15 protein-coding genes and 2 pseudogenes are annotated in these 24,233 nt (G+C 46.0%); 10 read left to right on the plus strand and 7 right to left on the minus strand.

Annotated features, from left to right (window positions below):
- On the minus strand, positions 1 to 288 hold a 288-nt coding region (locus tag NDI42_RS20685; RefSeq protein ID WP_190450710.1), incomplete at its 3' end, for an IS1/IS1595 family N-terminal zinc-binding domain-containing protein.
- 540 nt (positions 289 to 828) lie between these two features.
- Positions 829 to 1,065, minus strand: a complete 237-nt coding sequence (locus NDI42_RS20690) for a CopG family ribbon-helix-helix protein (protein ID WP_190450712.1) — start codon at positions 1,063 to 1,065, stop codon at positions 829 to 831.
- Between the two features lie 246 nt (positions 1,066 to 1,311).
- Here NDI42_RS20690 and NDI42_RS20695 point away from each other — a divergent pair, with 246 nt between their 5' ends.
- Together NDI42_RS20695 and NDI42_RS20700 are read left to right on the plus strand one after the other, a co-directional pair.
- Positions 1,312 to 2,079, plus strand: a complete 768-nt coding sequence (locus tag NDI42_RS20695) for a ParA family protein (RefSeq protein WP_190450714.1) — start codon at positions 1,312 to 1,314, stop codon at positions 2,077 to 2,079.
- Positions 2,079 to 2,555, plus strand: coding sequence for a hypothetical protein (locus tag NDI42_RS20700; RefSeq protein WP_190450716.1), 477 nt, complete (start codon positions 2,079 to 2,081; stop codon positions 2,553 to 2,555). Before NDI42_RS20695 ends, NDI42_RS20700 begins: the two co-directional genes overlap by 1 nt.
- 215 nt (positions 2,556 to 2,770) lie before the next feature.
- Here NDI42_RS20700 and NDI42_RS20705 read toward each other — a convergent pair whose 3' ends face one another.
- Positions 2,771 to 5,749 carry a DUF3854 domain-containing protein gene (locus NDI42_RS20705; RefSeq protein WP_190450718.1) on the minus strand — a complete coding sequence of 993 codons (2,979 nt, stop codon included), beginning with the start codon at positions 5,747 to 5,749 and terminating at the stop codon, positions 2,771 to 2,773.
- Positions 5,750 to 6,253: 504 nt separating this feature from the next.
- On the opposite strand from NDI42_RS20705, the gene NDI42_RS20710 reads away from it, so the two are divergent.
- A complete protein-coding gene (locus tag NDI42_RS20710) occupies positions 6,254 to 6,439 on the plus strand; it encodes a hypothetical protein (protein ID WP_190450720.1) in 186 nt (61 codons plus the stop codon).
- Positions 6,440 to 6,786: 347 nt separating this feature from the next.
- Here NDI42_RS20710 and NDI42_RS20715 read toward each other — a convergent pair whose 3' ends face one another.
- Together NDI42_RS20715 and NDI42_RS20720 are read right to left on the minus strand one after the other, a co-directional pair.
- Positions 6,787 to 7,146 (minus strand): transposase, encoded by a 360-nt coding sequence (locus NDI42_RS20715; RefSeq protein ID WP_313930555.1) that lies wholly within the window; start codon positions 7,144 to 7,146, stop codon positions 6,787 to 6,789.
- A gap of 41 nt (positions 7,147 to 7,187) precedes the next feature.
- Positions 7,188 to 8,210, minus strand: a pseudogene (locus tag NDI42_RS20720) (IS4 family transposase).
- A 400-nt stretch (positions 8,211 to 8,610) separates the two neighbouring features.
- Between NDI42_RS20720 and NDI42_RS20725 the strand changes: the two are divergent.
- From NDI42_RS20725 to NDI42_RS20735, 3 genes are all read left to right on the plus strand, one after another.
- Positions 8,611 to 9,828 carry a glycosyltransferase gene (locus tag NDI42_RS20725; protein WP_190450721.1) on the plus strand — a complete coding sequence of 406 codons (1,218 nt, stop codon included), beginning with the start codon at positions 8,611 to 8,613 and terminating at the stop codon, positions 9,826 to 9,828.
- Positions 9,829 to 9,965: 137 nt separating this feature from the next.
- Positions 9,966 to 10,454 carry a non-ribosomal peptide synthetase family protein gene (locus tag NDI42_RS20730; RefSeq protein WP_199310907.1) on the plus strand — a complete coding sequence of 163 codons (489 nt, stop codon included), beginning with the start codon at positions 9,966 to 9,968 and terminating at the stop codon, positions 10,452 to 10,454.
- Between the two features lie 550 nt (positions 10,455 to 11,004).
- Positions 11,005 to 11,856, plus strand: coding sequence for a helix-turn-helix transcriptional regulator (locus NDI42_RS20735; protein WP_190450722.1), 852 nt, complete (start codon positions 11,005 to 11,007; stop codon positions 11,854 to 11,856).
- On the opposite strand, the pseudogene NDI42_RS20740 reads toward NDI42_RS20735, so the two are convergent.
- Both NDI42_RS20740 and NDI42_RS20745 read right to left on the minus strand, forming a co-directional pair.
- A pseudogene (locus NDI42_RS20740) lies at positions 11,853 to 12,307 on the minus strand (transposase). The gene NDI42_RS20735 and the pseudogene NDI42_RS20740 sit on opposite strands and share 4 nt — an antisense overlap.
- Positions 12,307 to 12,618 (minus strand): transposase, encoded by a 312-nt coding sequence (locus tag NDI42_RS20745; RefSeq protein ID WP_190450725.1) that lies wholly within the window; start codon positions 12,616 to 12,618, stop codon positions 12,307 to 12,309. Before NDI42_RS20745 ends, NDI42_RS20740 begins: the two are co-directional and overlap by 1 nt.
- 863 nt (positions 12,619 to 13,481) lie before the next feature.
- On the opposite strand from NDI42_RS20745, the gene NDI42_RS20750 reads away from it, so the two are divergent.
- From NDI42_RS20750 to NDI42_RS20765, 4 genes are all read left to right on the plus strand, one after another.
- Positions 13,482 to 14,030 (plus strand): hypothetical protein, encoded by a 549-nt coding sequence (locus NDI42_RS20750; protein ID WP_190450727.1) that lies wholly within the window; start codon positions 13,482 to 13,484, stop codon positions 14,028 to 14,030.
- A gap of 190 nt (positions 14,031 to 14,220) precedes the next feature.
- Positions 14,221 to 16,083, plus strand: coding sequence for a fatty acyl-AMP ligase (locus NDI42_RS20755; RefSeq protein ID WP_190450728.1), 1,863 nt, complete (start codon positions 14,221 to 14,223; stop codon positions 16,081 to 16,083).
- Between the two features lie 132 nt (positions 16,084 to 16,215).
- Positions 16,216 to 16,506 carry an acyl carrier protein gene (locus NDI42_RS20760; RefSeq protein ID WP_190450729.1) on the plus strand — a complete coding sequence of 97 codons (291 nt, stop codon included), beginning with the start codon at positions 16,216 to 16,218 and terminating at the stop codon, positions 16,504 to 16,506.
- 1 nt (position 16,507) lies between these two features.
- Positions 16,508 to 24,022 carry a type I polyketide synthase gene (locus NDI42_RS20765; RefSeq protein ID WP_199310908.1) on the plus strand — a complete coding sequence of 2,505 codons (7,515 nt, stop codon included), beginning with the start codon at positions 16,508 to 16,510 and terminating at the stop codon, positions 24,020 to 24,022.
- Positions 24,023 to 24,233 lie beyond the last annotated feature (211 nt).

The following is a 24,233-nucleotide window of genomic DNA, read 5'->3' on the forward strand; positions in this document are numbered from 1 at the left end:
TTTTTTGGGTGCCGTATGCACGCTTCGGGGCACCTGAGCATATTTCTCATTAACATAGGTTTGCAGCCATTGTTCAGAAACCTGGACGGCACGAGCGATTCCAGCCAGAGAAATGCGTTCCAACAGCAATCGGTCAATCAGCTCCCGTGTTGCTTGGTCGATCACTTTTTTAGTCGGTTGGAGGACAAACTGTCGTCCGCAGTCAAGGCATTTAAACCGTTGTTTACCGTTGTGGATACGACCATTCTTGACCGTTTTGGAAGACGCACAAATGGGACACGCAGGCATGGGAGGAGAACAGCAAGAAACTCTACTCCTCTATCATTACATCTTGAGCACTACCTATTTGGTTACTGGGTCATCCAAATGAGCGAACGGTGAGATATTACTACCATCGCCTATTCTGTTTATGCAACAGAGCGCAGATCCATCATCAAATGCCCCGGCTTCGATAGCGCTCAATAAGGAGCCCCTCTGTACTTGATTGGTTTGCCGCTTGGCTGCTGTGGAATCCCTTGCATGAATGCCTAACTCTCTAGCACTTTTAGGCACTCCACTTTGAATCTAACCGCTTTACTTTAGCGGAAGCTGCCACTGGTCGGTGCAAGGCATCTAGAATCTGTTTGCGCTCAGAGCTACTAGGCTGTGGAGTATAGATAGTATTTTCGGTCAAAGCTTTTTGAGTTGCCCTCGCTGAGGAGTGTAGGTAGTATTCTCAACTCTAGCCGGAAAGCTAAATAACACAGTCGCTAAAATGAAGCACAATTTTCGGGCACATGGCATAAGCCTGGTTCAAATCGGCAACAGCGAGGCGAGTCCAAGCGATAGTTACTTGCGCCATTTAGCAAAGGCAGCAGCTACTTCTTCGTCGCTAGCGAACTCGCCAGCATCCGCTTGACGCAGACCTTCTTTAATATGGTCTAGCTGCCAGGAATGGACTTCCAGATAAGCATCAATTGCCTGGTTGAGAACAAAGGAGCGATCTCGCTCTATACCCGACGCAATTTCATCCAGAGCGATTTTTTTTTCAGTATCCAAGCGAAAGGTGATGGTTTCTTTGCTCATGATTGACTTGTTGAAGTGGCAACGTCTTCTTCCATAATGCGCTGTACTACAGCGTGTCGCAAATATCGTCTATACCCAAAACCCATATACTCCGTGGCTTACTCGCCTACCACCAACAAGTTAGGAAGTTAATTTGTTGACTTCCTGACTTGTTGACTATTCAAGAAGTTAACTTGCTGTAAATTTGACTTGCTATATTGATAGCTTGCCAGTAAGCTGAGAAGTTATAAATCAGCTATCTAGTGAATGATCGTTGCAATCGCTAACCAAAAAGGAGGCGTGGGCAAAACCACCTCCGTTATCTCTTTGGGAGGGCTACTGGTTAAACAGGGTGCCAGTTGTTTAGCCGTTGACCTTGACCCCCAAGGAAATCTGACGACGGGTTTAGGAGTGGAAGTAGCCGACGGCCAACTCAGCTGCTATGACGTAATCACGGAGCAGGTGGATGTCTGCGATGCGGTTGTGCCAACCAAAAGCGGTCTAAGTTTACTTCCATCTGATATAACGCTTGCTAAGGGAGAAACAGAAATCCTCACTAAAGTAGGCAACTTCTATATCCTCAAAGAGCGCCTAGAACCTGCTATTGGCCAATTTCCCCACATCTTGATTGATTGCCCGCCTTCTCTGGGAATATTGACCGTTAATGCTTTGGCAGCGGCTGATGCAGTGTTAATTCCAGTGCAGTGTCAGTTTTTTGCCCTCAAAGGATTAGCAGCTCTTCTCGAAACAATTCAGAGCGTGCAGAGGCGACTCAACCCAAATTTACAGATATTAGGGGTTCTGCCAACGATGGCAGAGATGAACACTATCATGACCCAGGATGTCTTAGCTTCTCTAAAAAAGCGGCTAAAAGACACTGTAATTTTTGAGCCGGTACCTAAGTCAATTAAGTTTTCTGAGTCGAACTTGGCAGGGGAGCCGATTCATCTTTATGCCAGGGAAGCAAAACTGGTGCAGCCTTATCAGGCGATCGCCAAGGTAATAACTGCACTGCCTCACCGGAGTCAAGACTGATGGTAAAACGACGTGCCCGATTAACTGATGAGAATGACCCGCTTTCTTCTACTGACAAGGTTCTAGCTGGGTTTGAGGAGATTAGCCAGTCAGCTAGAACCTTGTCAGACAACAAGCAAAGCAGTCAGCAACTTGGCGTGTTAGGAAGTCAGGAAGATAACAACCTAACAAGTCAACTGTCTGACCAACCAACCAGTCAGCAAGCTAAACTCCAAACCTCTTCAGTCGAGGGAAAGCCAGCCAGTCAGCCCTTTGAAAAGCCAAAACTGCGTAAGTCTACATTTCAGCTTGGTGAAACGGTGTTGCATCAGCTAGACCAACTGCATCTAATGCTCCAGCTAGAACTAGGAAAAGCCAATGCTCCTTACAAGGAAGTAATTGTGGAAGAAGCGATCGCGCAGCTGTTAGAGCAAGCTAATTTTAACCGCTCCGAATTGATAAAAGTGTTGGTGAAAAGGCAACAGATGCGAGAGTAGATGTACAGTGCCAAATTAAATGACATCGAGACAAATTCGTGTCGTTCGCGCGGAGTCGCTCTACTGCAAGATTGCACAGAAAGTTTGCGCGAGCGGCCTATCATCAGCTCCAAAGGATTGCGTGCCCTGGCTCCAAGCCCAAAAGCAGCTAAGTTTAGCTTTGCTGCTTTAACGACACTAATATGCCTCCGCGACAATTAAAAAGTCGCTCTACCCTAGATTACAGCTCCCATACCCCCAACACCAAGTTGCATTTGGACAGGTTTAAGGTCTTCAACTCCATAACTGATTCGCTTACTTTCCCCATCCGGCTGCACCTCATAGTACCCACCCTCCATCACCTTCCTAACCGTACCTAGCTTTCCGATATAAGGCGATAAAGGATTCCAAGAACTTGGGTCAATACACACACGCGAACCAACTTCGAGTAAAGACACCACCTCCAAACTTTTAATCCGCCGTTGCTTTTCCGGCTCCAAAAGCTTCCAAGCTTCATCTTCGTAAGCCTCATATAAAGCAATCGCATTCTCAACCTCAGCCCAAGTTCGACACTGCAACAGTAACTTAGCTAATTGCAACGCCGGAGCCTCCTCACCAGCATCAGACACCACATCTAATACAGGTGACTCTAAGCTGGCTAACTCCACCTCTAAAGATTCCTCACAAGTGACGCATAAAGTGTCTAATCCCGATGGCTCCTCAAAACCCTTACCCGATAAAGCATTGAAACCAAGTGCCAGCTGACTGACTTCCCCTTCTTTACAATTACACTCCGTTGCCACTACTAATTCAGACTTACAATCTCCTTTATAAATAAGAGAAGATTCGTCATCAAAGCTAGAAAGCATACCCTGTATAGTTTCTGACCTGTCACCTAATTCACCACCTAATCCGGCACCTGAAGAATTACCGAGAGAATTCTCATCTGTCACCCGCTGCATCAACAAATAGTCATGAGTTGGGATATTCAGATCCACATCAGTACGTAGCCTCAACCCCTGAATAAACTTACCTATCTTCGTCACCTTCCGCGACACCTCCCAACCCAAGACACTCCGACACAACTCCAATAAATCTGGACTGAAATTCTTATTGGCTTTCGGAGAAGTCCCAGATTGTTTGCAGTGCAAGCAATAAGACCCGTACAAAGTCCGAGGAGTGCCGTTTAATCCCTCCTCCTTATCGTTACCAACCGGAGTAATAGCCAAAACATCGTAAATTACCCAGTCATTGACCCAAGCAGCAATAGAATCAACACGGGCGCGGTTTTCCCAAAACTCCAACGTGCATTCTGGGATATCCACCAGCCCCATCAACACCTTAGTGACATGGGCATCCGAGAGACCTAAAACATGATTAGTAAAAGCATCTAACTCCCCCGCGAACTCAGCATTCAGGTCACGACGTGAGTGGACTGACACCGAGTTATTGCAAGGGACCGTAATCACCCGTCGCGCTATCCGCGAAGCAGCATCCCCCGTGAAGATAGGAATATTAGATAAAACCAGCGTCATCCCGTCATATTGATACTGGAAGCCTTTTTTCCCCTTCTCCTCAGCCCGTATCCAATCATCACCTGTCAGAGAAAGAAACTTACCCAACTTCCCAGTCTGCTTATCTTCATCCCAGAACACCACTAAACGCTTTCTATAAGCATTAGCAGCTTCAAATCGATTCCCACACCAATCCTCCAAAGTCGTGCTGTAGATGTTGTCAGACCCAATTAAATCAGTCAGCAGCCGTCCAAACGTTCCCTTACCCGTTCCACCAAGACCAATCAAGTGCAGGAACTTATGCAAGTCTTTGCGCCCTTTTAAGACAGCATTACAAAAACACAGTAAGGTTTCCTTAATCGCTGCATTGCCGTGGGAAAGGTGGTTGAGAAACGCTTCAATCCTGCTCCAATTCCTGCCATTAGGGTCATGGTCGCGGGGTAGCTGCCAAGTGAGGTGATAACCTGGCGAGTGAGGCAGGAGCTTACCTGTAGATACTTCCAGAACCCCATTGCGGAAAGGTAGCAGTTCTTTAGGAGAAGGCTCTACCCATTTGCGTTTAATCAGCAAAACCCGCAGGTTCTTCACCACATTGGTGATATAGCTATAGCTCCCATAGCCTCTGATTCCTTTAGAATCCAAAATTTTGGCGACAATCGACTCCATATATTCATTAGTCTCGATAGACCAGATACCGGGATTGTCAGCTTCATAGCGCATCCAATAACCGATTTCATCGTTGAAGGCAAGTTGTTCGCGGTACTCTGCGGCGATTTCATGAGCCACCAGGTCTGCTGGGGGAATCTTTCCGGTTCTTTGACGCTGATTGTCAGCATTGCGATATCCGTGAAACTGCTGTTCTAGTTTCTTGAGCCATTCACTATAAGGTGTAGCGTTATTCACAACTTCATCCCATTTCTCTTGACCATGAGCCACAATGAAATCATCGCAACCCTTCCCTAGTTGTAAATCCCAAGTGACGATACGGACAATCGCTTTGGCAACATTGAGAAGATGCCCCAAGAACTTGAGTGCGGATTGGACTTCCGGCTTGACCACAATATCAGCGTCAAATACCAAGTCAACCTGTCGTCCTGGCGTAATGAAAGGTTGTAAGGACGGTATCAGAGCCCGTTTCTTTTGTTGACCATTCCAGACACCCGTCAGAGCGATTCCCACATAGCCACCGGAAAGCAAGCAGGCAGCTTTTTTAACTCCCTCAGTGATGCTAATCGGGATTTCTGGATGTTCTAGTACCCAAGCCCAGAAACCAAGGGCTTCTCCAGAATCATTGATTTCAACCTGCTCTGGCATAGACACCCCATAACGACAAGCTATCGAATACCAAGCACTCAAAGAAATTCGCAGGAAGATAGCTTCTGAGACAGCGCCTTTGGGGAAACTGAAATATTTTTGTGGTTTATCCGAGTCAGGGAACTGAATTGCCTCGTCGGGTTTGAACTGCCCAAAATTCCGAGAAGCGCCGGTTATCGGGTCAATTCCTTGGACGTACCAGCCAGCTGTGCCACTATAGGCTTTCCAGGAGAGTAGCTGAGCAATTTTGGTTGGGTGCTCCAGACTTTTGAGGTTGAGGCAAGCGATTTCGGGTGAGATTCCGCTGCCGTCCATCCATTCGTTCAGGTGAGCTGGGAAATATTCGGGAGAAAAAAAAGATTTGTTTGTAGATGTTGGTGCCACCATAAAAACCTCCAAAAGTATATGTAGTGCGCGATGGAGGCGTTGGAGGGAGGAATTTAATTAATCTTTGACCAAACTTAGGCAAAAAAAGTTGACAAGTTTGGAGCCAGATTAAGTAAAATGTAAATGCCACGGTCTAGCTCCCCACGATTTATTTCGTGGTTAGCCCTCATCGCGCATTCTCAGTTGGTGATCTGGTCAGCAAAACTTTCGCACCTTCTGAGTTAGGAAAAAATTCCTAGCCCGTGGCAAATATTTAGTTGTTTATCAATAGCGCTCTTAAAGAGCGTTTTTCGGGAAGCTGAAGTAACTTAAGGGTTTACTTGTGAGAACGTGGTCGTCTTTGAAGCACCCGATGCTAAGTAAACTTGCGAGCCCTGAGAGAATTATAAGCGGGCAGGTTGAATTTGCACGCGAAATTGATAGAGATTTTGGTTTATTTTTTGGATAAATTCTAATTTCTCTAGTGTGCAAGCACATTCGGTCAAGTTTATTTAGGTTATCAGTGTGTGTTTACGCCCAGCCAGTGCGATTACTCAAACCGCTCTGGGTTTATTTTGTTTAACCATGTCTTATGGAGCGGTGACACTAGAAGCGATGACTGTGCTTTGTAGTGGAGGTACGGTCACGTTTGCTCTTGATGGGAGAATGTTTCTTGACGCAAAACATCTTGAGCAAGCAGAAGAAATCTAGTGATCCCCCAACAGCTAGCAGAGTCACTCCAGCCAGCCGAACTTGTAAAAGTTCAGGCGATGATTGCGACTTTGGAAGTCAAAGCTCCCCAATCAGGCGAGGTTGGGTAGTCAGGTCCTACGTCTTAGCGAATGTAATTAGAGAGAATTAACGGGTGAGCATTCGCTAAGAAGTTATGCCTAGCTCAACCTCCCTAGACGCGATCGCTGTCTCGACTTCCGGTTCCCTACCGAGTGAAGCTTGACTTCGGCGCTCCGAAATTTTGAGGGCGAGCCCTGTCTCGATTTCCGGCCCCCTGCGGAACTGGAAGAACTGTAGGCACAGAGGGAACGAGGTTTGTTAAGTAGCTAGACAAAATTGATTACATAGATTTTTCCAAATTCTCTCAAAATCTTTTCAACAGATGCAACAAAAATTTCCCAGCTAGAGTAACCATCAATCTCAATCCATTCATACTTAATAAACTGCCACAAAATTTCAATCAAACTTAATTCGGGAGAGTAGGAGGGTAACTCAAAAATACTAAGATTTCGTTCTCGCCATTCTTCCTGTTTCTCAAGAATGGCATCACTGGTATAAATAGATGATTGATCGACAACAATCACTGTTGGCTTATCCACTACTGGGGAAAAAGCATCAATACAAGCGATAACCACATCGGAATTAATACAATCAAAATCAGAAACGTTGAATACTGATACAAAAATTTACATATTTAGGTAGAGTAAGATTAGCAAGGGAAAATTACTTAACAAAACATTATCTCCTCAAACCAATGGACATAACTAATTTTCTGACACATACAAGCTTGGAGATAGCGAAATTTATCTAATAGTTTATTACCCCATTGTTGGGAAATCGATATAAGTTGTAAAATTAGATAAGCAATGAGACTCGAATAAATTTGTATAAGAATATCATTCACACTTTTGCTAATCAATTTATCAAATTTTAGATGCATCTTTAAAAACTTCCCTAATAATTCAACTCCCCATCTTAAGCGATATATCTCTCTGATTTCATCATCAGAAACTGCTGCGTCTCCATCTACAGGCAAATTAGTCACTAAGCGAAACTCAGTTTTGTCTCCAAATCACAAAAAATTACCATTCTATAAGATTGAGCATCTGTCGATGAGCCAATTTTTACCAATCCGGTTTCTGGCTCAAATTCTAACTTCCAATTATTTTTAATTCGCAAAACTTGCGTATTTATTTTCTTGCACTAATTCTTGAATAAATTTTAATCCGGCAAATCCTCTATCCATCACTCCAACAGCATGGGCTGGTAACTTAGACATCATTTTTGAGCCAAATTTATAATCATGATTATGCCCAAAGCTGATTAGGTTGTCTTCTAGTCCTCCTGTAGCTAAATTTAAGGAAATAAAAAGTTTGACTTGATGATAACCTAGCACCCACAATAATTTACTTGTCAATGTAATAACTGTCGAATCAATTGGACAAATTGCGTATTTATCATGTAACTTTTTGTGGGGTTTATTCTGGACTAATTGATTCAAACGATGATAAATTTCCTGAAACGGTTCTAGACTTCGATGAGTGTTAGCTTTGGAAAAAGTTGAAATATCAACATCAAATGCTGTCTTGTTTAATCGGTTAAATAAATCCCGCATAATCGTTAAGCTATTATCGAGCGCATAAGCTAGCCAACACTCAACAAAAAGACGGCTATTCAAAACTGGATAATCATTTTTTGGTAGCTCTTTGAGGATACTTTTGACAACTTTGGGAAATGAGTTTAGAATCATTGCTAATCGGATATATTAAAATCTCTTACCCAAAAACTAACATATTCTTGGCTATTTTCATCCCTCATTTATTAACATTCAATATTTGTATGGTATGGTAATGAAAATGAATGAGGAACGATAGCTGATGACCCAACAAACACAAACCAATATGGTGAGGGATGGTATCAAAATTCGCATTGCCTGGAATTGTTACTAAATATACCTATTAATCTATTCTTAATTTTTAGTTCAAACATTCTTAACTAAATTTTACTGTGAGGGATTTTTTTAAGACATAGCCTCAGCTATCCTTCAATCATGGTTTGATAAGGTTTGAAATTGGTATTAGCAAACCCTCTGACAGAAGATGATTCAAAGCCTACAGATCAACTCCTGCTAGTTTACTAGGGAAAATCTCATGACTCACTTTGGTATTATCTGTCCGGCAGAAACTGGCCATCTCAACACGATGCTCCCGTTAGGTCGCGAACTGCAACGGCGTGGTCATCGCGTTACTCTTTTCGGATTACTCGACGCTCAACCAAAAACAGTAGCAGCAGGATTGGATTTCTGGGCAATTGGAGAGGCAGAATTTCCAGCAGGAGCATTGCCCCAAGCCTTTGCCCAGCTAGGAAAACTTAGCGGGTTAGCTGCCCTGCGATATACTATCAATTTGCTGAAGCAGGGGGCGGATGTAATTCTCCGAGATGCCCCGCAAGCCATTAAAGAAACTAATGTAGAGGCACTACTAGTAGACCAATCTTCACCAGAGGGAGGGACTGTTGCAGACTTCCTAGAGATTCCCTTCATTACCGTATGCAGTGCTGTGGTGCTAAATCGAGAGGAAACTGTTCCCCCCTTTAACACCCCCTGGAGTTACAATCCTGTCTGGTGGGCACGTCTGCGAAATCGCATGGCTTACTCTTTACTCAGTCGGATCACAAAACCCATCCGAGAGTTGATAAATGACTATCGCAAAGAATGGAAGTTACCTCTGCATTCTCATCCCAATCAACTCTATTCCCAACTGGCTCAGTTAAGTCAACAGCCGGCGGAATTGGAATTTCCTCGCACTACTTTGCCCAAATGCTTCCATTTCACCGGGCCTTACCATAACTCAACGGGACGGAAGTCTGTGCTTTTCCCCTATGAGAAATTAACAGGGCAACCGTTGATTTACGCTTCGATGGGAACCTTACAAAATCGTCAGCAGGAGATTTTCCAGCGAATTGCTGAGGCGTGTGTAGGGTTGGATGCTCAGTTGGTGATTTCTCTGGGTGGTTCAGGTAGTCCGGAATCTCTACCAGAATTGCCCGGTTCACCTCTAATTGTAAGTTATGCACCTCAACTAGAACTGCTTCAAAAAGCGACGCTCACCATTACTCATGCAGGGATAAATACCACTCTGGAATCCCTCACCAATGGGGTGCCAATGGTAGCGATTCCGATTGCCAATGACCAACCTGGAATTGCCGCACGTATAGCTTGGACAGGAGCAGGAGAGGTTGTGCCCCGATCCGGATTGACTGTTCCCAAGCTTCGAGATGCCATACAACGGGTACTGACTGAAGAATCTTACAAAAACAATGCAACCAGATTACAAGATGCGATCGCTAGTGTAGGAGGAGTGCATTGAGCCGCCGACATTATAGAACAGGTCATATCTATGGGGAAGCCAGTCTTGGCTCAAACACAACAATAAGCGAGTTTTTTTGCATACGTGGCGAAACAAGCTCTCTCCGAAAACATTCAACAGGTTCCCACAGCATCACTATGGACTCCCTAAATAGGAAACTTAGTCTAATCGAGAATCTGTTTGAAATTCTCCACGATCTGAGAGCAATGATTGATGTCAATTTTGCCCGTATCGAAGGACTACTAACACCTGATATTCTCCGACAGGCTCTCAATTTAGTGCAAAAGGGTCATCCAATGCTTCAAGTCCACCTGATTGAGCTAGCAGATGGCTTGTATTTTGAATCGGAAGGTACACAGGAAATTCCATTGCGCGTCATAGACAAGCAATATGAGAATCAAGGAATTGAGATTGCTGAAGGCGAGCTGTACCAAAGATTTTCTGGTGGCTTAGCTCCTCTTTGTCGGGTAAATTTTCTTCATTCTTCTATCAGTAACAGTGTCAGTGAAATTATTGCAACGCTTCATTACGCTATCACTGATGGGATGTCATGTATGTGTTTTTTCGACGATCTCTTGTCCTATTGTCACCAAATTGCTGCTGGATGCTTTGATCTTGCATCTTAGTAGTGCTATTTTTCACGGGCTGCTCACTTTGGCAATGAGGGTACTTCATAGGCAGAATCCACGCACTATGACTATTTTAGCAACCATCCTTTAGAAGACCAGTGCCTTCTGACCTAAACGCTTACGAGTAAGTAAGTAAATGAGCACAATTAAAAAGTTTTGTAACTATCTGCATAATTCTGACCTAAACACTGACGAGTAAGTAAGTAAATGAGCACAATTGAACGGAAGGTGGGCATTACTTATTCAAAATCCTGTAGTTAAACTCCAGAGAGAATAATGGACAATTTCCAGTCTACAAATACGCTGTGTTTATTTATGTCAATCTACCTAACAACGCTCAACTTTATCTATCCCAAAAGTGTATGAATTACTCTAGCTTACACCCATGAAGAATATAGAAAGAAAGCTTGCAAGCTAAACGCCTATTCTGCAATCGGTAGGGATAAAAGCACATAATCATATTTTTATCAATGTGTAACCCCTATTTTAGAACATCACGAATTTGGGCAACAGAGCCCGAACAAAAAATGTAGTAGCGAGTTGATGTATGACTTTTAATCAGAGCATTCCAGAGTCAAGCAATCTTCAGTTTACACCGCAACCGGAAGAGGAGTTACAGCTTATTAAGTTTCTAATGGAGCGTGTTACAGATGCTGTTTTCTGTGTAGCTCCAGACACACATCTGCTGTACGTTAATCAGTCAGCCTGCACAATGCTCGGGTATTCTCGTGAGGAATTGCTCTCCCTAACTATGGATGACATAGACCCAGACTTTTTACTAAAAGTTCGGTCAAATCACTGGAAAACTATTAAGCAGCAAGGCTCCTTCATTTTTGAATCTCAACATCGGACTAAGGACGGCTGGAGCTTTCCGGTGGAAATCACCGTTACCTACGAGGAATATCATAGCAGGGAGTATAACTGTATTTTTGCTCGCGCTCTTACCCAACGCAAGCAGGTAGAGGTAACTTTACAGAAAGCCAATAAAGCAGTAGAGTCTAGGCTGGAAGAGCGTACAGCTTTAGAGGAAGCGCTGCGGCAGAGCAAAGTCGAATTTGGCACTTTCCCCCATCTGAATGAAGTCTTTCACTTCATCGAAGCCAATTATCACCAACCGATTACCCTAAGCGATGTGGCGCAGGCAGTGGGTTACTCCCCGGCTTACTTAACTGATCTAGTGCGCCGACAGACGGGACAGACGGTGTACCGCTGGATTATCAAGCGCCGTATGGCAGAGGCTCATCGCTTACTTCTTATGACTAGTCAGTCGGTGCAACAGATCGCTGAGGCAGTAGGTTATCTCGACCATGGTCATTTCATCCGACAGTTTCGCCGATTCAATAGCATGACTCCGCAAGCATGGAGAAAGGCTTATCTAAGTAACCTGACTTCGGGTTAAGCTAAACTTTTGCAACGTTCCATCCAAGCATTTGAGTCCTCAATGACCCATCGAGTTGCGACTACTACAAATCCCGTTTTCCCAAGTGCTGCTTTTTCGGCTTTTGCCGGTTTGAGTGGCAGTTCAAATCGGATCTTGGTCATGATCTGGGGGTAGAGGTCTTGCAAAGCTGCCGTCACCACCTCTGGATGATAGCCATTGTCCAGCAGAATGGTGATATAAGAGGATATTGACTTGTTTGGCGCGAAAGTAGTCGAGATTGTGGCTCAACATCTCGGATTTTGCCTTGGTCATCGGAGACATTGGCTTTCGTGCAGTGGGTAAAAAACAAAAAGCCCAGCGTATCAACGGCGAGATGTCGTTTGATGCCGTTGGTACATTTGTAAAAGCAAAAGCCTTTGGACTCAACACTGGCATTGCAGGTATTCTTCACGGCTTGCGAGTCAATCATCAGCAACGTTGTCCACTTGGCTTTTTTTTGACTTGTTCACGCACTTGTCCATGTAAGACGGTCATTAGTACCAGAAAAGCTCCTGCATCCCGCCACTGCTTGTAGTGCCAATAGACGGTTGAGTAGGGCGGCAAATCTTTGGGTAAATCTTGCCAATTACAGCCATTCTTAAGTTGATAGAATATGCCATCCAACAGCTCTCGTTTCGTCCAACCACAGGGTCTTGTCTGCTTCTTCACCAGCAATATCTGGGGCAGGAGGGGTTCAAGAATTTCCCATTCTTCGTCGGTGAGACTGCTGGAGTACGGCATGGTGAGTAGGATATGGCTTTTGCGCTACCTTAAGTCAACGGGGTGAGAGATATCAAATGGGTTCTATAAAGATGTGTGAGGCAGCTAGGGTAAAGCGATCAAGCCGTGAGCGCTAAATAGGGTTGGCTAAGTTCGAGTAATCAACCTGAAACGGGTGAGTTTCTTTCCTGTCGATAGCGCTAAGGAAAGTGAATTCTCTTACCCAAGTGTTAAATTTTCTATTCCAATCAAAAACGAAATAATGTTCAATTATTCCGAAATATTGTTCCTGGTAATTGTGTTTTATATTTCCTAAGCTTGTTTTTAGCAAGATAGCTAAAAGTTGGTGTTGCACAAATAAAAATATGAACCTGTGTTTCACGGGACAAAGTGTTGTTCTGAATCATAAAGCTATCAGTAACTCCTTCTCAATTTGATAATGGGACTTAGACATTTTCTAGCCTCTTAATGGGCCGAAAAGCATTCTGGGCAAGGAAAAGAGGTTGATGACCTCAAAACGCCTGAAATCCTTGTCAATACTAGCTTTATTCCCGTTTGAGCCAAAAGTCTTTCTAGTTTTAAATTTGAAGCCATTTTTGCTTCATTTTTTGTCTCAGTCCCGATAAGTTCTACCTTGGTGGGCACTGATATAAGTTCCCGCAGTTGGCTCGCTAGTTCTATTTACGTGCAATAAGTTGCTGATGACAATGCAAGATACTTAATACACTTATTACCTAATAGGGCCATTCTTTCAAAAGTTCCGTTGACCAAATACAGATTGATTATTTATAGCTAAAACGATTAATGCAACAATTGCTTAATACAACTTGGGCTAGAAGAAAGAGTTTTTATTCTATCCTGCTACCCTCCGTAGAACTTCAAATATGACTATTTTTGTTGTGAAAAACTATCCTATACCTCAACATACAGTTGTTAGTATTGACGAAACTTTAGCACAATTGCAAAGCGATGTAGCCGATCTATTTAAGTACCAAGAGAAGCTAAGTGAACTGAAAAAGAAGCAAATTCAGGAAAATTTAAAGATCGAGGTGGCTGAAGGAATTCAAGAGCTAGCATCTCTGGCTGATAGTATCAACACTTTATCTAGTCAGTTAGAGGCTAAAATGCTCAACTTTAAGAGAGTTGCCATCGAAACTAACAAGGCTTACCGCGCTATCCATCTGGATGCAAACTTGAAGGCTACGGGTATAGAACAACCGGGATTTCAGGGCTGGAAGCCTCTTAGTATCTGGCAACTTCATCATTCAGCTGTGCCTGCTGTAGTAGAAGGAAAAATGGGGTTTATCTTGACGGCAAGAACTGTGAACTTGTCCGAGGTAAACACAGAAAGAGACGCCCAAAGACGAGCAGAAGCAGCAGAAGAGCGCAGAAAAGCATTTGAACATTGGCTAGCAGAACGGCGGCAGTTCTAAGAGCGACCGTCCTGACTTCTGAGAAGTTGATTGAAAAGCTTGCGAATGCTTTTAGGTAGCTTACTGACAGGTTAAGTCTGCGACCTAATTAATAAAGCTGATTGAAACACTGAATCTGAACTTTTTAAACCCCCTGTGAGTAGCTGAAGATGATTTTTTTCTTGAGACTCAAATTTATAGGAAAGAGCAAATGATCGACTCTCCCAAGAATTTTAATTTTTCCAATCTAGTTAAATGCCTGCGCTACAGAGCTCTAGATCAACCTGACAAAATTGCTTTTACCTTTTTGCAGGACGAAGAAACCGAAGAAGCCAATTTGACTTATCAAGCCTTAGACGAGCAGGCTCGATCCATCGGCGTTATGCTCCAAAATCTAGGATTAAGCGGAGAGCGAGCGCTGCTGCTTTACCCACAGGGTTTGGAATTTACTGCCGCGTTTTTTGGGTGTCTTTACGCTGGAGTTGTTGCTGTCCCTGCTTATCCCCCCCGGTCTAATCAATCCTTGTTCCGTCTTCAAGCGATTATGGCAGATGCACAGGCAGCGATCGCGCTCACCACCACAAGTGCGCTGTCCAATGTAGAGCGACAGTTCACCCAGGCTCCGGATCTACAAGCTCTGCGCTTGTTAGCCACCGACGACATTCCTATCGATTTAGCACAAGTATGGCAGGAACCAGCGTTGAGCAAGGACACGTTGGCGTTTCTCCAGTACACGTCGGGTTCTACAGGCAAACCTAAGGGGGTAATGATCACTCATAACAATTTGCTGCACAATTCGGAGTACATTAAGCAAGCATTTGAGCTCACATCGGACAGCGTGTCCGTATCGTGGTTACCCAGCTTCCATGATATGGGACTCATAGATGCGATTATTCAACCCTTGTATACAGATTTTCTGAGTGTCCTGATGCCGCCAGTATACTTTCTTCAACGACCAATTCGGTGGCTTCAGGCGATTTCACACTACAGGGCGACCCATTGCGGCGGACCTAACTTTGCCTACGATCTATGTGTTCGCAAAATTACACCCGAACAACGGGAGACTCTTGACCTGAGTAGCTGGTATAGCGCTTATAACGGTGCTGAGCCAGTTCGCCGAGAGACCCTAGAGCGGTTTGCACGCACTTTCGCTGATTGTGGTTTCCAGACCAAGTTCTTCTATCCCTGTTACGGGATGGCTGAAACCACCCTGATGGTTTCGGGCGGTAGCGTGAAAGATGAGCCGGTTCACTGTACGGTTCAGGCAGATACTCTGGAACAAAATCGGGTCTTGGAGACATCTGACGATGCTCAGAATGTTAGGCATCTAGTAGGGTGTGGGAAAGCGATTCTGGATACGAAGATTGTCATTGCTGACCCAGAATTGCTGACGCAGTGTGTTCCTGACCAAGTGGGAGAAATTTGGGTATCAGGTTTGAGCGTGGCTCAAGGTTATTGGAACCGACAAGAGGAGACAGAAAAGACTTTCAATGCCTATCTAGCAAATTCGGGCGAGGGACCGTTTCTGCGTACTGGTGACCTGGGATTTTTGAAAGACGGAGAACTATTTGTCACTGGTCGTCTCAAGGATCTAATTATCATCGGGGGTCGCAACCACTATCCTCAGGACATTGAATTAACAGTGGAACAGAGCCACCCAGCTCTTCGGTCAGGCTGTGGTGCAGCTTTTGCGATTGAGGTGGACGGTATTGAACGACTGGTGATCATACAAGAGGTAGAGCGTCAATACCTCCGGCATCTAAATGTTGATGAGGTGGTTAAAATAATCCGTCAGGTGGTGGCGGAACAGCACGAACTCCAAGCCTGTGCTGTAGTACTACTCAAGACCGGGAACATTCCGAAGACTTCCAGTGGTAAGATTCAACGCCATGCCTGTAAAGCAGGGTTTCTAGCTCAAAGCCTAAGCGTAGTAGGGCAGTGGTCTCAGCAGCTAAAAAAAATCAAATCGCCTCATGTTTCAGCGTTATTCACAGCCAGCCCAACCCCACAGCAGAATCCAAACTTATTTGTAAGCAGCAACGCAGGAGAAGTCACGAATGTCGCCCCTCTCTAAATTAGACAACCAAACACAATTGCGCCAATTAGATATGAGACTCTAAGAAGCGAAAAACAGTCAGTTCTGTACCTTATCCAATAGGAAAGGTTTTGACGAACCAACGACTTTGCACAATAAGGAAAGGAGTCTATGAGCGCAGAAGACATTCAAGCCTGGTTAATCTCTAAGATATCTGAGGAGTTCGAGTTAGACCCTGATGGGATAGACATCTACGAACCCTTTGCCTGCTACGGTTTAACTTCGATGACGGCAGTAAGCCTTTCCGGTGACTTAGAAAATTGGCTTCAAATTAAACTGTCTCCTACATTGACATGGGACTACCCAACTATTGAGACTCTTGCCCAGTATTTGGATGGCAAAGTCAATGTCTCAGTTTTGAATCCAAAACTCAAGGTTAATGTCAACAGGGGGCGGTGGTGAAATGGAGCCTATAGCTATTATCGGTATTAGCTGTCGTTTTCCAGGAGCCAAGGATAAGAAAGCTTTCTGGCAGCTTCTGCGAGACGGGGTGGATGCGATCACAGAAATTCCCTCAGACCGCCCGAATCTCCTTGCCTCCTATGACCCGAACCCTAAAGAAGCCGGTAAAATGAGTGCCCGTTGGGGTGGGTTTCTGGAACAGGTTGATCGGTTCGACCCCCACTTTTTCGGAATTTCTCAAAGGGAGGCTGTTGCAATGGACCCCCAGCAACGGCTCTTACAGGAAGTGTCCTGGGAGTCTTTGGAGGACGCGGGAATAGCGCCGGAACGCCTAGCTGGCACTCGAACTGGCGTGTTTATCGGAGCCATGTGGAACGATTACACTCAGATGCAGATGAAAAATCCATCTAGCATCGACGCCTATACGGGTTCAGGCAGCGGCGGTTTTATGATGGCTAACCGCCTCTCCTATCGGTTTAATTTTCACGGACCGAGTATGACGGTTGATACTGGCTGTTCCTCATCGCTAGCTGCGGTTCACCTAGCTTGCCAGAGCTTGTGGCAGAGCGAGTCCACCCTTGCCTTAGCTGGGGGCGTGAACCTGATGCTCGAACCTGGTCCGAGCGTATTTTACACCAAAGCGGGACTGATTGCGATCGATGGTCGCTGCAAAACCTTTGATGCTCGAGCTAACGGTATAGTGCGCGGCGAAGGCGTTGGGGTTGTCGTCCTCAAGCGCCTGTCAAGTGCCCTGAGCGATGGCGACCCGATTTATGCAGTCATCCGAGGCAGCGCAGTTAACCATGATGGGCTGACCAATGGTGTTACTGCTCCCAGCCAGTGGGCTCAGGAGGCCCTACTGCGGGAAGCCTACCAGCGGGCAGGTGTCTCTCCAGGTCAAGTTCAGTACGTAGAGGCCCACGGTACGGGTACGTTGTTGGGCGATCCAATTGAGGCTAAGGCTCTGGGAGGCGTGCTAGCAAACGACCGCTATCCCGGAAGCCCTTGCGCTATCGGTTCGGTTAAGACCAACATCGGGCATCTGGAAGCGGCAGCTGGGATTGCTGCCCTGATCAAAGTTGCGCTGGCACTCAAGTACCGAGAAATCCCACCCAGTCTCCATTTCCAGGAACCTAATCCCCATATTCCTTTTGATATTCTTCCCTTGCGGGTTCAGCAGACCTTGAGTCCGTGGTCTAAGAAATCCGGTTCGGCTTTGGCTGGCGTGAGTTCCTTTGGTCTGGGGGGAACTAATGTACATATGGTACTGGAGGAGGCACCGGTACTCATTCCAGCAATCAGCGATGTCGAGCGTCCCCTGCATATGTTGACCCTATCAGCTAAAAGTGAGAATGCCTTACGAGCCATGGCTTGCTGTTATGAGGCCTTCTTAGCGAACCATAGTAAAGTCTCGCTTGTAGATGTTTGCTTCACCGCCAATACAGGGCGATCGCACTTTGCCCACCGCCTTGCGCTCGCGGTAGAATCCACCGAGACGTTGCGCGAGCAATTGAGTGCTTTTGCTGCCAGGAAGCAGCCTACCGGACTGGCGAGTGGGTACGTGCGTAGCAGGAAGCAACCCAAGGTAGCATTCCTGTTCACCGGACAAGGCTCCCAATACGTGGGTATGGGACGCCAGCTTTACGATACCCAGCCTACCTTCCGTCAAGCGCTGGAGCGTTGCGACGAACTGCTGCGCCCCTACCTCGATCAGCCTCTGTTGTCGGTACTCTATCCCGAATCTAGCGCGACCTCGCCCCTCAATGAAACCGCGTACACCCAGCCCGCACTATTCGCGTTGGAGTATGCGTTGACCCAGTTGTGGAAGTTGTGGGGCATAGAACCTGATGTAGTCATGGGTCACAGCGTAGGAGAGTATACGGCAGCTTGCGTGGCTGGTGTCTTTAGTTTAGAAGATGCACTGAAGCTGATTGCCACACGAGGTCAACTCATGCAGCGTTTGCCGCACGACGGTGAGATGGCAGTTGTGTTTGCGCCTGAGGCACGGGTTACTGTTGCCATATCGCCTTATGCTGAAGCGGTTTCTATCGCGGCAATCAACGGTCCTGAGAACATTGTCATTTCGGGTGCGCGTCAGGCAGTACAGGCGGTACTGCGACAGATGGCGTCTGAGGGGGTCAGAACTACTCAGCTAAATGTATCTCACGCCTTTCACTCACCTTTGATGGAGCCGATGCTCAATGACTTTGAGCGGACGGCTGCTGAGGTAGACTATTCATCTCCACGGATTCAGCTGATTTCAAACCTGACTGGGCAAGTGGTGGGGGCAGATGAACTGATGCTCGCTGAGTACTGGCGTCATCATATCCGCGAGACAGTAAGATTTTCAGAGGGGATAGAGAAACTTCATCAGCAGGGCTATGATCTGTTTGTTGAGATAGGACCGAGTCCCATACTATCGGGGATGGGACGGCGGTGTTTACCCGAAGGTGCCGGGGTTTGGCTCCCTTCACTAAAGAAAGGACAGGAAGATTGGCTACAATTGCTCGATAGTTTAAGGGCGTTATACGTTGGTGGTGTGGAAGTGAACTGGTCTGGATTTGACCGGGACTATTTACGGCGACGCCTATCGCTACCGACATATCCCTTCGAGCGAGAAAGTTTCTGGCTTCAGACTGAAGCGGTGGAAACAAGCTCCAGTCGCCAAAGAGTTCAGCAGGAGCAGAAAGTTGTGGAATCTCCCCCTAAAACCAAGCTGCAATCTATCGCAGGACAAGCAACAGCAGAGGAGCAGGGGAGCAAGGTAGCAAGGGAGAAAGTACATTCAAATAACCTGTCTCTACAAAGTATTTCCGAGGCGAGAACCTCAGCTTCTGCAACTCAACACGGGTTTTATAACTGGCAATGGTACCCAGAATCCTTTGTCGAATCCAAAGAGATTCCTTCAGGAGCTATCCTCATCTTGAAGGACTCTCAAACGATCGCCAAAAACTTAGAAAAGCTGTTTGATGCCGAACAGTACACTATTTACTTTGTCGCTTCCGGTCAAAAATTCACACAGAAAAACCAACGGAATTTTACTATTAATCCTGCCTGTCCTGAAGATTATGAGAGGCTAATTCGAGTTCTTAAAGAAGATGGTTTGAAGATTACGGCGGCTATCCATCTTTGGAATTACAGTCAAGCTCTAGTGTCAAGGATGCCCGTAAGTTCAAATGACCCTGTACTGTACGAAGGTGTGTACAGCGTCTTGTTCTTGGGACAGGCACTAATGAAGCATTACCGAGATTGTCCGATCGATCTCCTTGTGGTGACTCAAGGTGCCTATGCAACCTCTGCCATTGAATCTCTTCAGGGATTACATCAGGTGATGGGAGCTACTTTAGCCCAGGGACTTGCTCAAGAAAACGCGACCATCCAAACCAAAGTAGTAGATGTAACCCCCCAGAGCTTATCCTCAGAAACATTAGCCAAAATTTTATTTCAGGAGATGAAAGCTAAACCTTCTGAGGAAGGTATTGTGGCTATCCGCCAGGGACAACGATTGATCCGAACTCTAGAAAGAATGGAGGTATCTCCTACTGGGAACTCTCAGCCAGTCCTAACAGCAGGCGAAACTTGGTTGATTACTGGGGGAACCAGTGATGTGGGAGGAGAAATAGCAAAGGGGCTAGTTAGTCAAGCACCCCTTAATTTAGTGCTCACTGGACGGCATCCCCTTCCGCCCAAGAAGGACTGGGACAGGCTGGCTGGAGATGACACGACCGCAAGTAAACGCATCCGAGTCATTCAAGACTTAGAGCAGCTTGGAGCTACGGTGATGTATCAGGCTATAGACGTTACGGATGCAGAGGGTATGGAGCAGTTGATGGAAACCATCCGAGCCCGTTTTGGTCATCTGGATGGAGTAATACACGCTGCGGGTGTTCAAGATACTACCAGCTTCAAACTGTCTCAAAAGAAACCCGACACAGTCACACAAGTGTTCGCGCCTAAAGTTCAAGGAACCATCATCCTGGATAATGTCACCCAAGATGAACCTCTGAAATCCTTTGTTGTCATCTCGTCCGCTGCGGCGTCGAAAGCAGAATGGGGAGCTAACTTAGGAGACTATGCGGCAGCGAACGCTTTTCTGGATAATTATGCGATTTACCGTACTCAGGGGGGAGCATCAGGGCGATCGCTAGCTGTTAATTTTTCCCTGTGGCGCGATAAGGGGATGGCAAAAATCGGTGGATTTGCGCTTGTACTAGTGGCGAAAGCCAAAGGGCTTAATCTGCTGGAACCAGAGCAGGCTGTTCATGCCTTTATCAAAGCTCTGTCCATGGATAGCTCTTCTGTGATTCATATTATTGATTTGATTGAGCAAAAGGCAGTTGAGGTAGCACCACAATCTTCACCCGTCCAAGAAGCAACTGTCGTTTTGCAGAATATCCCTACCTCCCAACCTAAATCCAAAAATCTGCGGCATCTGGTTCAGGAAATCTTAGCTCAATATCTGTCTATTCCCCAAGAGCAGCTAGAAGGACATAAAACGTTTCAGGAGCTAGGGCTAGATTCAATTGGTGCCATAGAAGCAATTAAACAGCTCAGCAATACTCTCAATGAAGAGCTATTTCCAACGTTGCTGTTTGAGTATCAAACGCCCAATGACCTCGCCGATTACTTAGAACGCCAGTATGGATATGCCACCAAAACTGTGCTGACAGCCACTCCCCCATCATCAGCAGAAGCCTCTACAAGCAGCATTGAAACAGATAAACCGAAGACCCAGAATCTAACAAAACTCAGCATTCAGGAACAGGAATTTAAAGAACAGGATATCGCCATCATCGGTATGGCTTGCAAAGTGCCAGGAGCTGAGAATTTAGAACAGTACTGGGACTTGCTTATGGCAGGAAAATCAGCCATTCGTGAAGTACCTACAGAGCGTTGGTCTAGTGAGGACTACTTTGAAGAAAATGGAACTTCTGCTCACACAACTTATTGCAAACATGGTGGTTTTATAGAGCGTCCGTTTGATTTTGATGCGATGTTTTTTGGCATCTCCCCACGCGAAGCAACTGCAATAGACCCACAACAGCGATTATTCCTAGAGGTGGCTTGGCAAGCCTTACAACAGGCAGGCTACGGCGGAAGATACCGAACACAGGATATCGGCGTATTTGTTGGTTGCGGACAAAATAACTATGTAGAACACTTCATCAATTATCAACAATACGCGGTATTGCGTCGGCGTTTGCAAGAAAGTTCCTGGTTCAGTACCTTGTCTCCCCAGGAACGCAAGCGCTTGCTAAAGACCCTAACAGAAGTGCTGCAACCGAGCGAAATCCTCCCTGAAACAGCCGCTGGCAACGAGTTGAATGGAATTGCAGCGCGGGTTAGTCACTGTCTAGATCTCAAGGGACCAAGTCTGGCAGTCAGTACAGCTTGTTCCTCTTCTCTTGTGGCATTGCATCTCGCCTCTGAAAGTTTACATGCCGGTCAAACCCGCATGGCTATCGTGGGTGGAGTTAATCTCAATCTCAGTCCTAGCCCCTATACTTTTCTGAGCAAGGTAAAGGCGCTCTCCCCAACTGGAACCTGTTACCCCTTTGACCGCCGTGCCAACGGCATGGTTTTGGGAGAGGGTGCAGGTGCAGTAATCCTAAAACCCCTTAAACAGGCTATAGAAGATGGGGATTTTATTCATGCTGTTATTAAAGGTTCAGCCATTAATAATGACGGTCACTCTCAGGGAATTACCGCTCCTAACCCCAGAGGTCAGGCCGAAGCAATCCGTAAAGCTTACAGCAATGCGGGTATCGATCCTCAAACGGTATCCTATGTTGAAACTCATGGTACGGGTACTCTGCTGGGAGATCCCGTAGAAATTGAGGGGATGACCCAGGCGTTCCGCACCTTTACCGACAATCGCGAGTTTTGCGCCATCGGTTCTGTCAAGTCTTCGATTGGTCACATGCTGTCTGCCTCAGGCATTGTCAGTCTGATCAAAGTGGCACTAGCTATGCAGCATGGTAAGATACCTGGGACTTTGGGCTTCCAGGAGTCTAATCCACATATCAATTTTGCCGATACACCGTTTTATGCGGTTGGCGAGAGAAGTATGAGCTGGTCTGGAAACGGTAGCCCATTTCGTGCAGGTGTCAACGGATTTGGATTTGGCGGAACTAACTGCCACGTTATTGTTGAACAATCCCCGGTATTGTCAACGTTCAAATCCGAAGCGAACAATTCTTCCCCTTATCTGTTATTTCTGACAGCACGCAACCAACAAGCTCTCAAAAAAGTAGCTGGGCAACTTCGCGAGCATATCCTCAAGAACCCCAAACAGGAAGCGTCCCAAGTCTGCTTCACCATGAACAATGCCCAGCGGGAACTGTCCAACAAGGCGGCTTTACTAGTCAATGACCGTCAGCACATGCTGGATGCTCTGGATGCCATCTGTTCGGAAAACACAAGATCATACATTTACATCGGTCGAGCCAATCCGCAACGGGTAACGCCGATACACCTGGTAATAGATGGCAGCAGTCCCTTAGCGCCTGAGGAAGTGGAGATTTTAGGAAAGCGTTTCCCAGATTTTCAGCAAGCTTATGCTGAGTGCCAACAGCACTGGGTTCATGGGCTAACCCAAGAGAATGGACACCACCGAACTGGGCTGGCAGGAAAAGCATATGCCTTTGCGGTGCAATATGCGTTGGGGCAGTTGCTGATGTCTCTGGAACTTCAACCCACCACCCTGCTGGCACAAGAGACGGGTATTTTGGTGGCAGCCTGTCTAGTGGGAATGATGACATTAGAACAGGCAATGACTTTGCTCGTACAGCTAGAAACACACAAAAGGATCAATCCTGACAATGTGCCAATGTTGGAAGAAGCGTTAGCGTCTACCTGGGCTTGCCCATTGGTGACTGCGGGAGGAATTTTTAGACATCCTGTCAAAGTTCCTGGCTTACAATTGGCAGCGCTGGTGCAAACCTCTCAGCCATTGGACGCAGCTTGCTATCGAGAGGTTATCGACGAAGAAGGAGTTTATTTGCACCTGGGAGGTTCCTTATCTGTCAGAAAGCAATTGGGAGTTTTGGATGACCCCCACGTTTGGATAAATCCGGACAAAAAGCAACCGACAGTAAATCGTTTGCTGGCAACTCTTGCAAAGTTGTACGTCGCAGGAGTTCGGTTTAATAGTACACCTCTATTTTCCTGGAATGTTCGTCGAGTACCGCTACCGACTTATCCTTTCGAGCGAAAAACCTACAAAGTATCACTTGCCGATAGTAGCGATGAAGATAACGATACCAAGTTTGATTCAGTTGCGAACAATATCAAGGAAGAGAAAACTATACCAGAATTATCTGAATGCATAGTTTTCCCTGCTCTCAGTTTTACGCAACCGAATGCAACTGGGTATGAGATTTCGACTGCTGGTACTAGACTCTTGCCTGTACAAAAACTGTCTCCCCTTTCAGAAGAGCAGCGTCAGTCAAGTTATATCGCTTTAGCCAGGGAATTGGGTAACTTTGGCAAACCCGATCTGGATATTCCTAAGTAGTGTATTTCCTGGATTTGCTTAACTGGCTTAGTGACGAATCACAGCTTACAACCCACGTTTCATACCAAGTCCGGTTAATCGCTTCGTTTACAATATGTTGCTTTTTGCTAGTAGCTATAGAGGCGCAGAAGTGGAAAATAACCACTAACTTAAGTTTTGTATCAAACAGCGTGAACCCTGGGCTTGGGTCTGACAAGTCAATAGGAGCATA

It is taken from the genome of Funiculus sociatus GB2-C1 (assembly GCF_039962115.1).
Lineage (GTDB): Bacteria > Cyanobacteriota > Cyanobacteriia > Cyanobacteriales > FACHB-T130 > Funiculus > Funiculus sociatus.

What these genes read in the sequence shown, in the direction of transcription:
- NDI42_RS20690 (WP_190450712.1), bottom strand. Translation starts at nt 1,065, where the DNA reads ATGAGCAAAGAAACCATCACCTTTCGCTTGGATACTGAAAAAAAAATC.
- NDI42_RS20695 (WP_190450714.1), top strand. Translation starts at nt 1,312, where the DNA reads ATGATCGTTGCAATCGCTAACCAAAAAGGAGGCGTGGGCAAAACCACC.
- NDI42_RS20700 (WP_190450716.1), top strand. Translation starts at nt 2,079, where the DNA reads ATGGTAAAACGACGTGCCCGATTAACTGATGAGAATGACCCGCTTTCT.
- NDI42_RS20705 (WP_190450718.1), bottom strand. Translation starts at nt 5,749, where the DNA reads ATGGTGGCACCAACATCTACAAACAAATCTTTTTTTTCTCCCGAATAT.
- NDI42_RS20725 (WP_190450721.1), top strand. Translation starts at nt 8,611, where the DNA reads ATGACTCACTTTGGTATTATCTGTCCGGCAGAAACTGGCCATCTCAAC.
- NDI42_RS20730 (WP_199310907.1), top strand. Translation starts at nt 9,966, where the DNA reads ATGGACTCCCTAAATAGGAAACTTAGTCTAATCGAGAATCTGTTTGAA.
- NDI42_RS20735 (WP_190450722.1), top strand. Translation starts at nt 11,005, where the DNA reads ATGACTTTTAATCAGAGCATTCCAGAGTCAAGCAATCTTCAGTTTACA.
- NDI42_RS20745 (WP_190450725.1), bottom strand. Translation starts at nt 12,618, where the DNA reads ATGCCGTACTCCAGCAGTCTCACCGACGAAGAATGGGAAATTCTTGAA.
- NDI42_RS20750 (WP_190450727.1), top strand. Translation starts at nt 13,482, where the DNA reads ATGACTATTTTTGTTGTGAAAAACTATCCTATACCTCAACATACAGTT.
- NDI42_RS20755 (WP_190450728.1), top strand. Translation starts at nt 14,221, where the DNA reads ATGATCGACTCTCCCAAGAATTTTAATTTTTCCAATCTAGTTAAATGC.
- NDI42_RS20760 (WP_190450729.1), top strand. Translation starts at nt 16,216, where the DNA reads ATGAGCGCAGAAGACATTCAAGCCTGGTTAATCTCTAAGATATCTGAG.
- NDI42_RS20765 (WP_199310908.1), top strand. Translation starts at nt 16,508, where the DNA reads ATGGAGCCTATAGCTATTATCGGTATTAGCTGTCGTTTTCCAGGAGCC.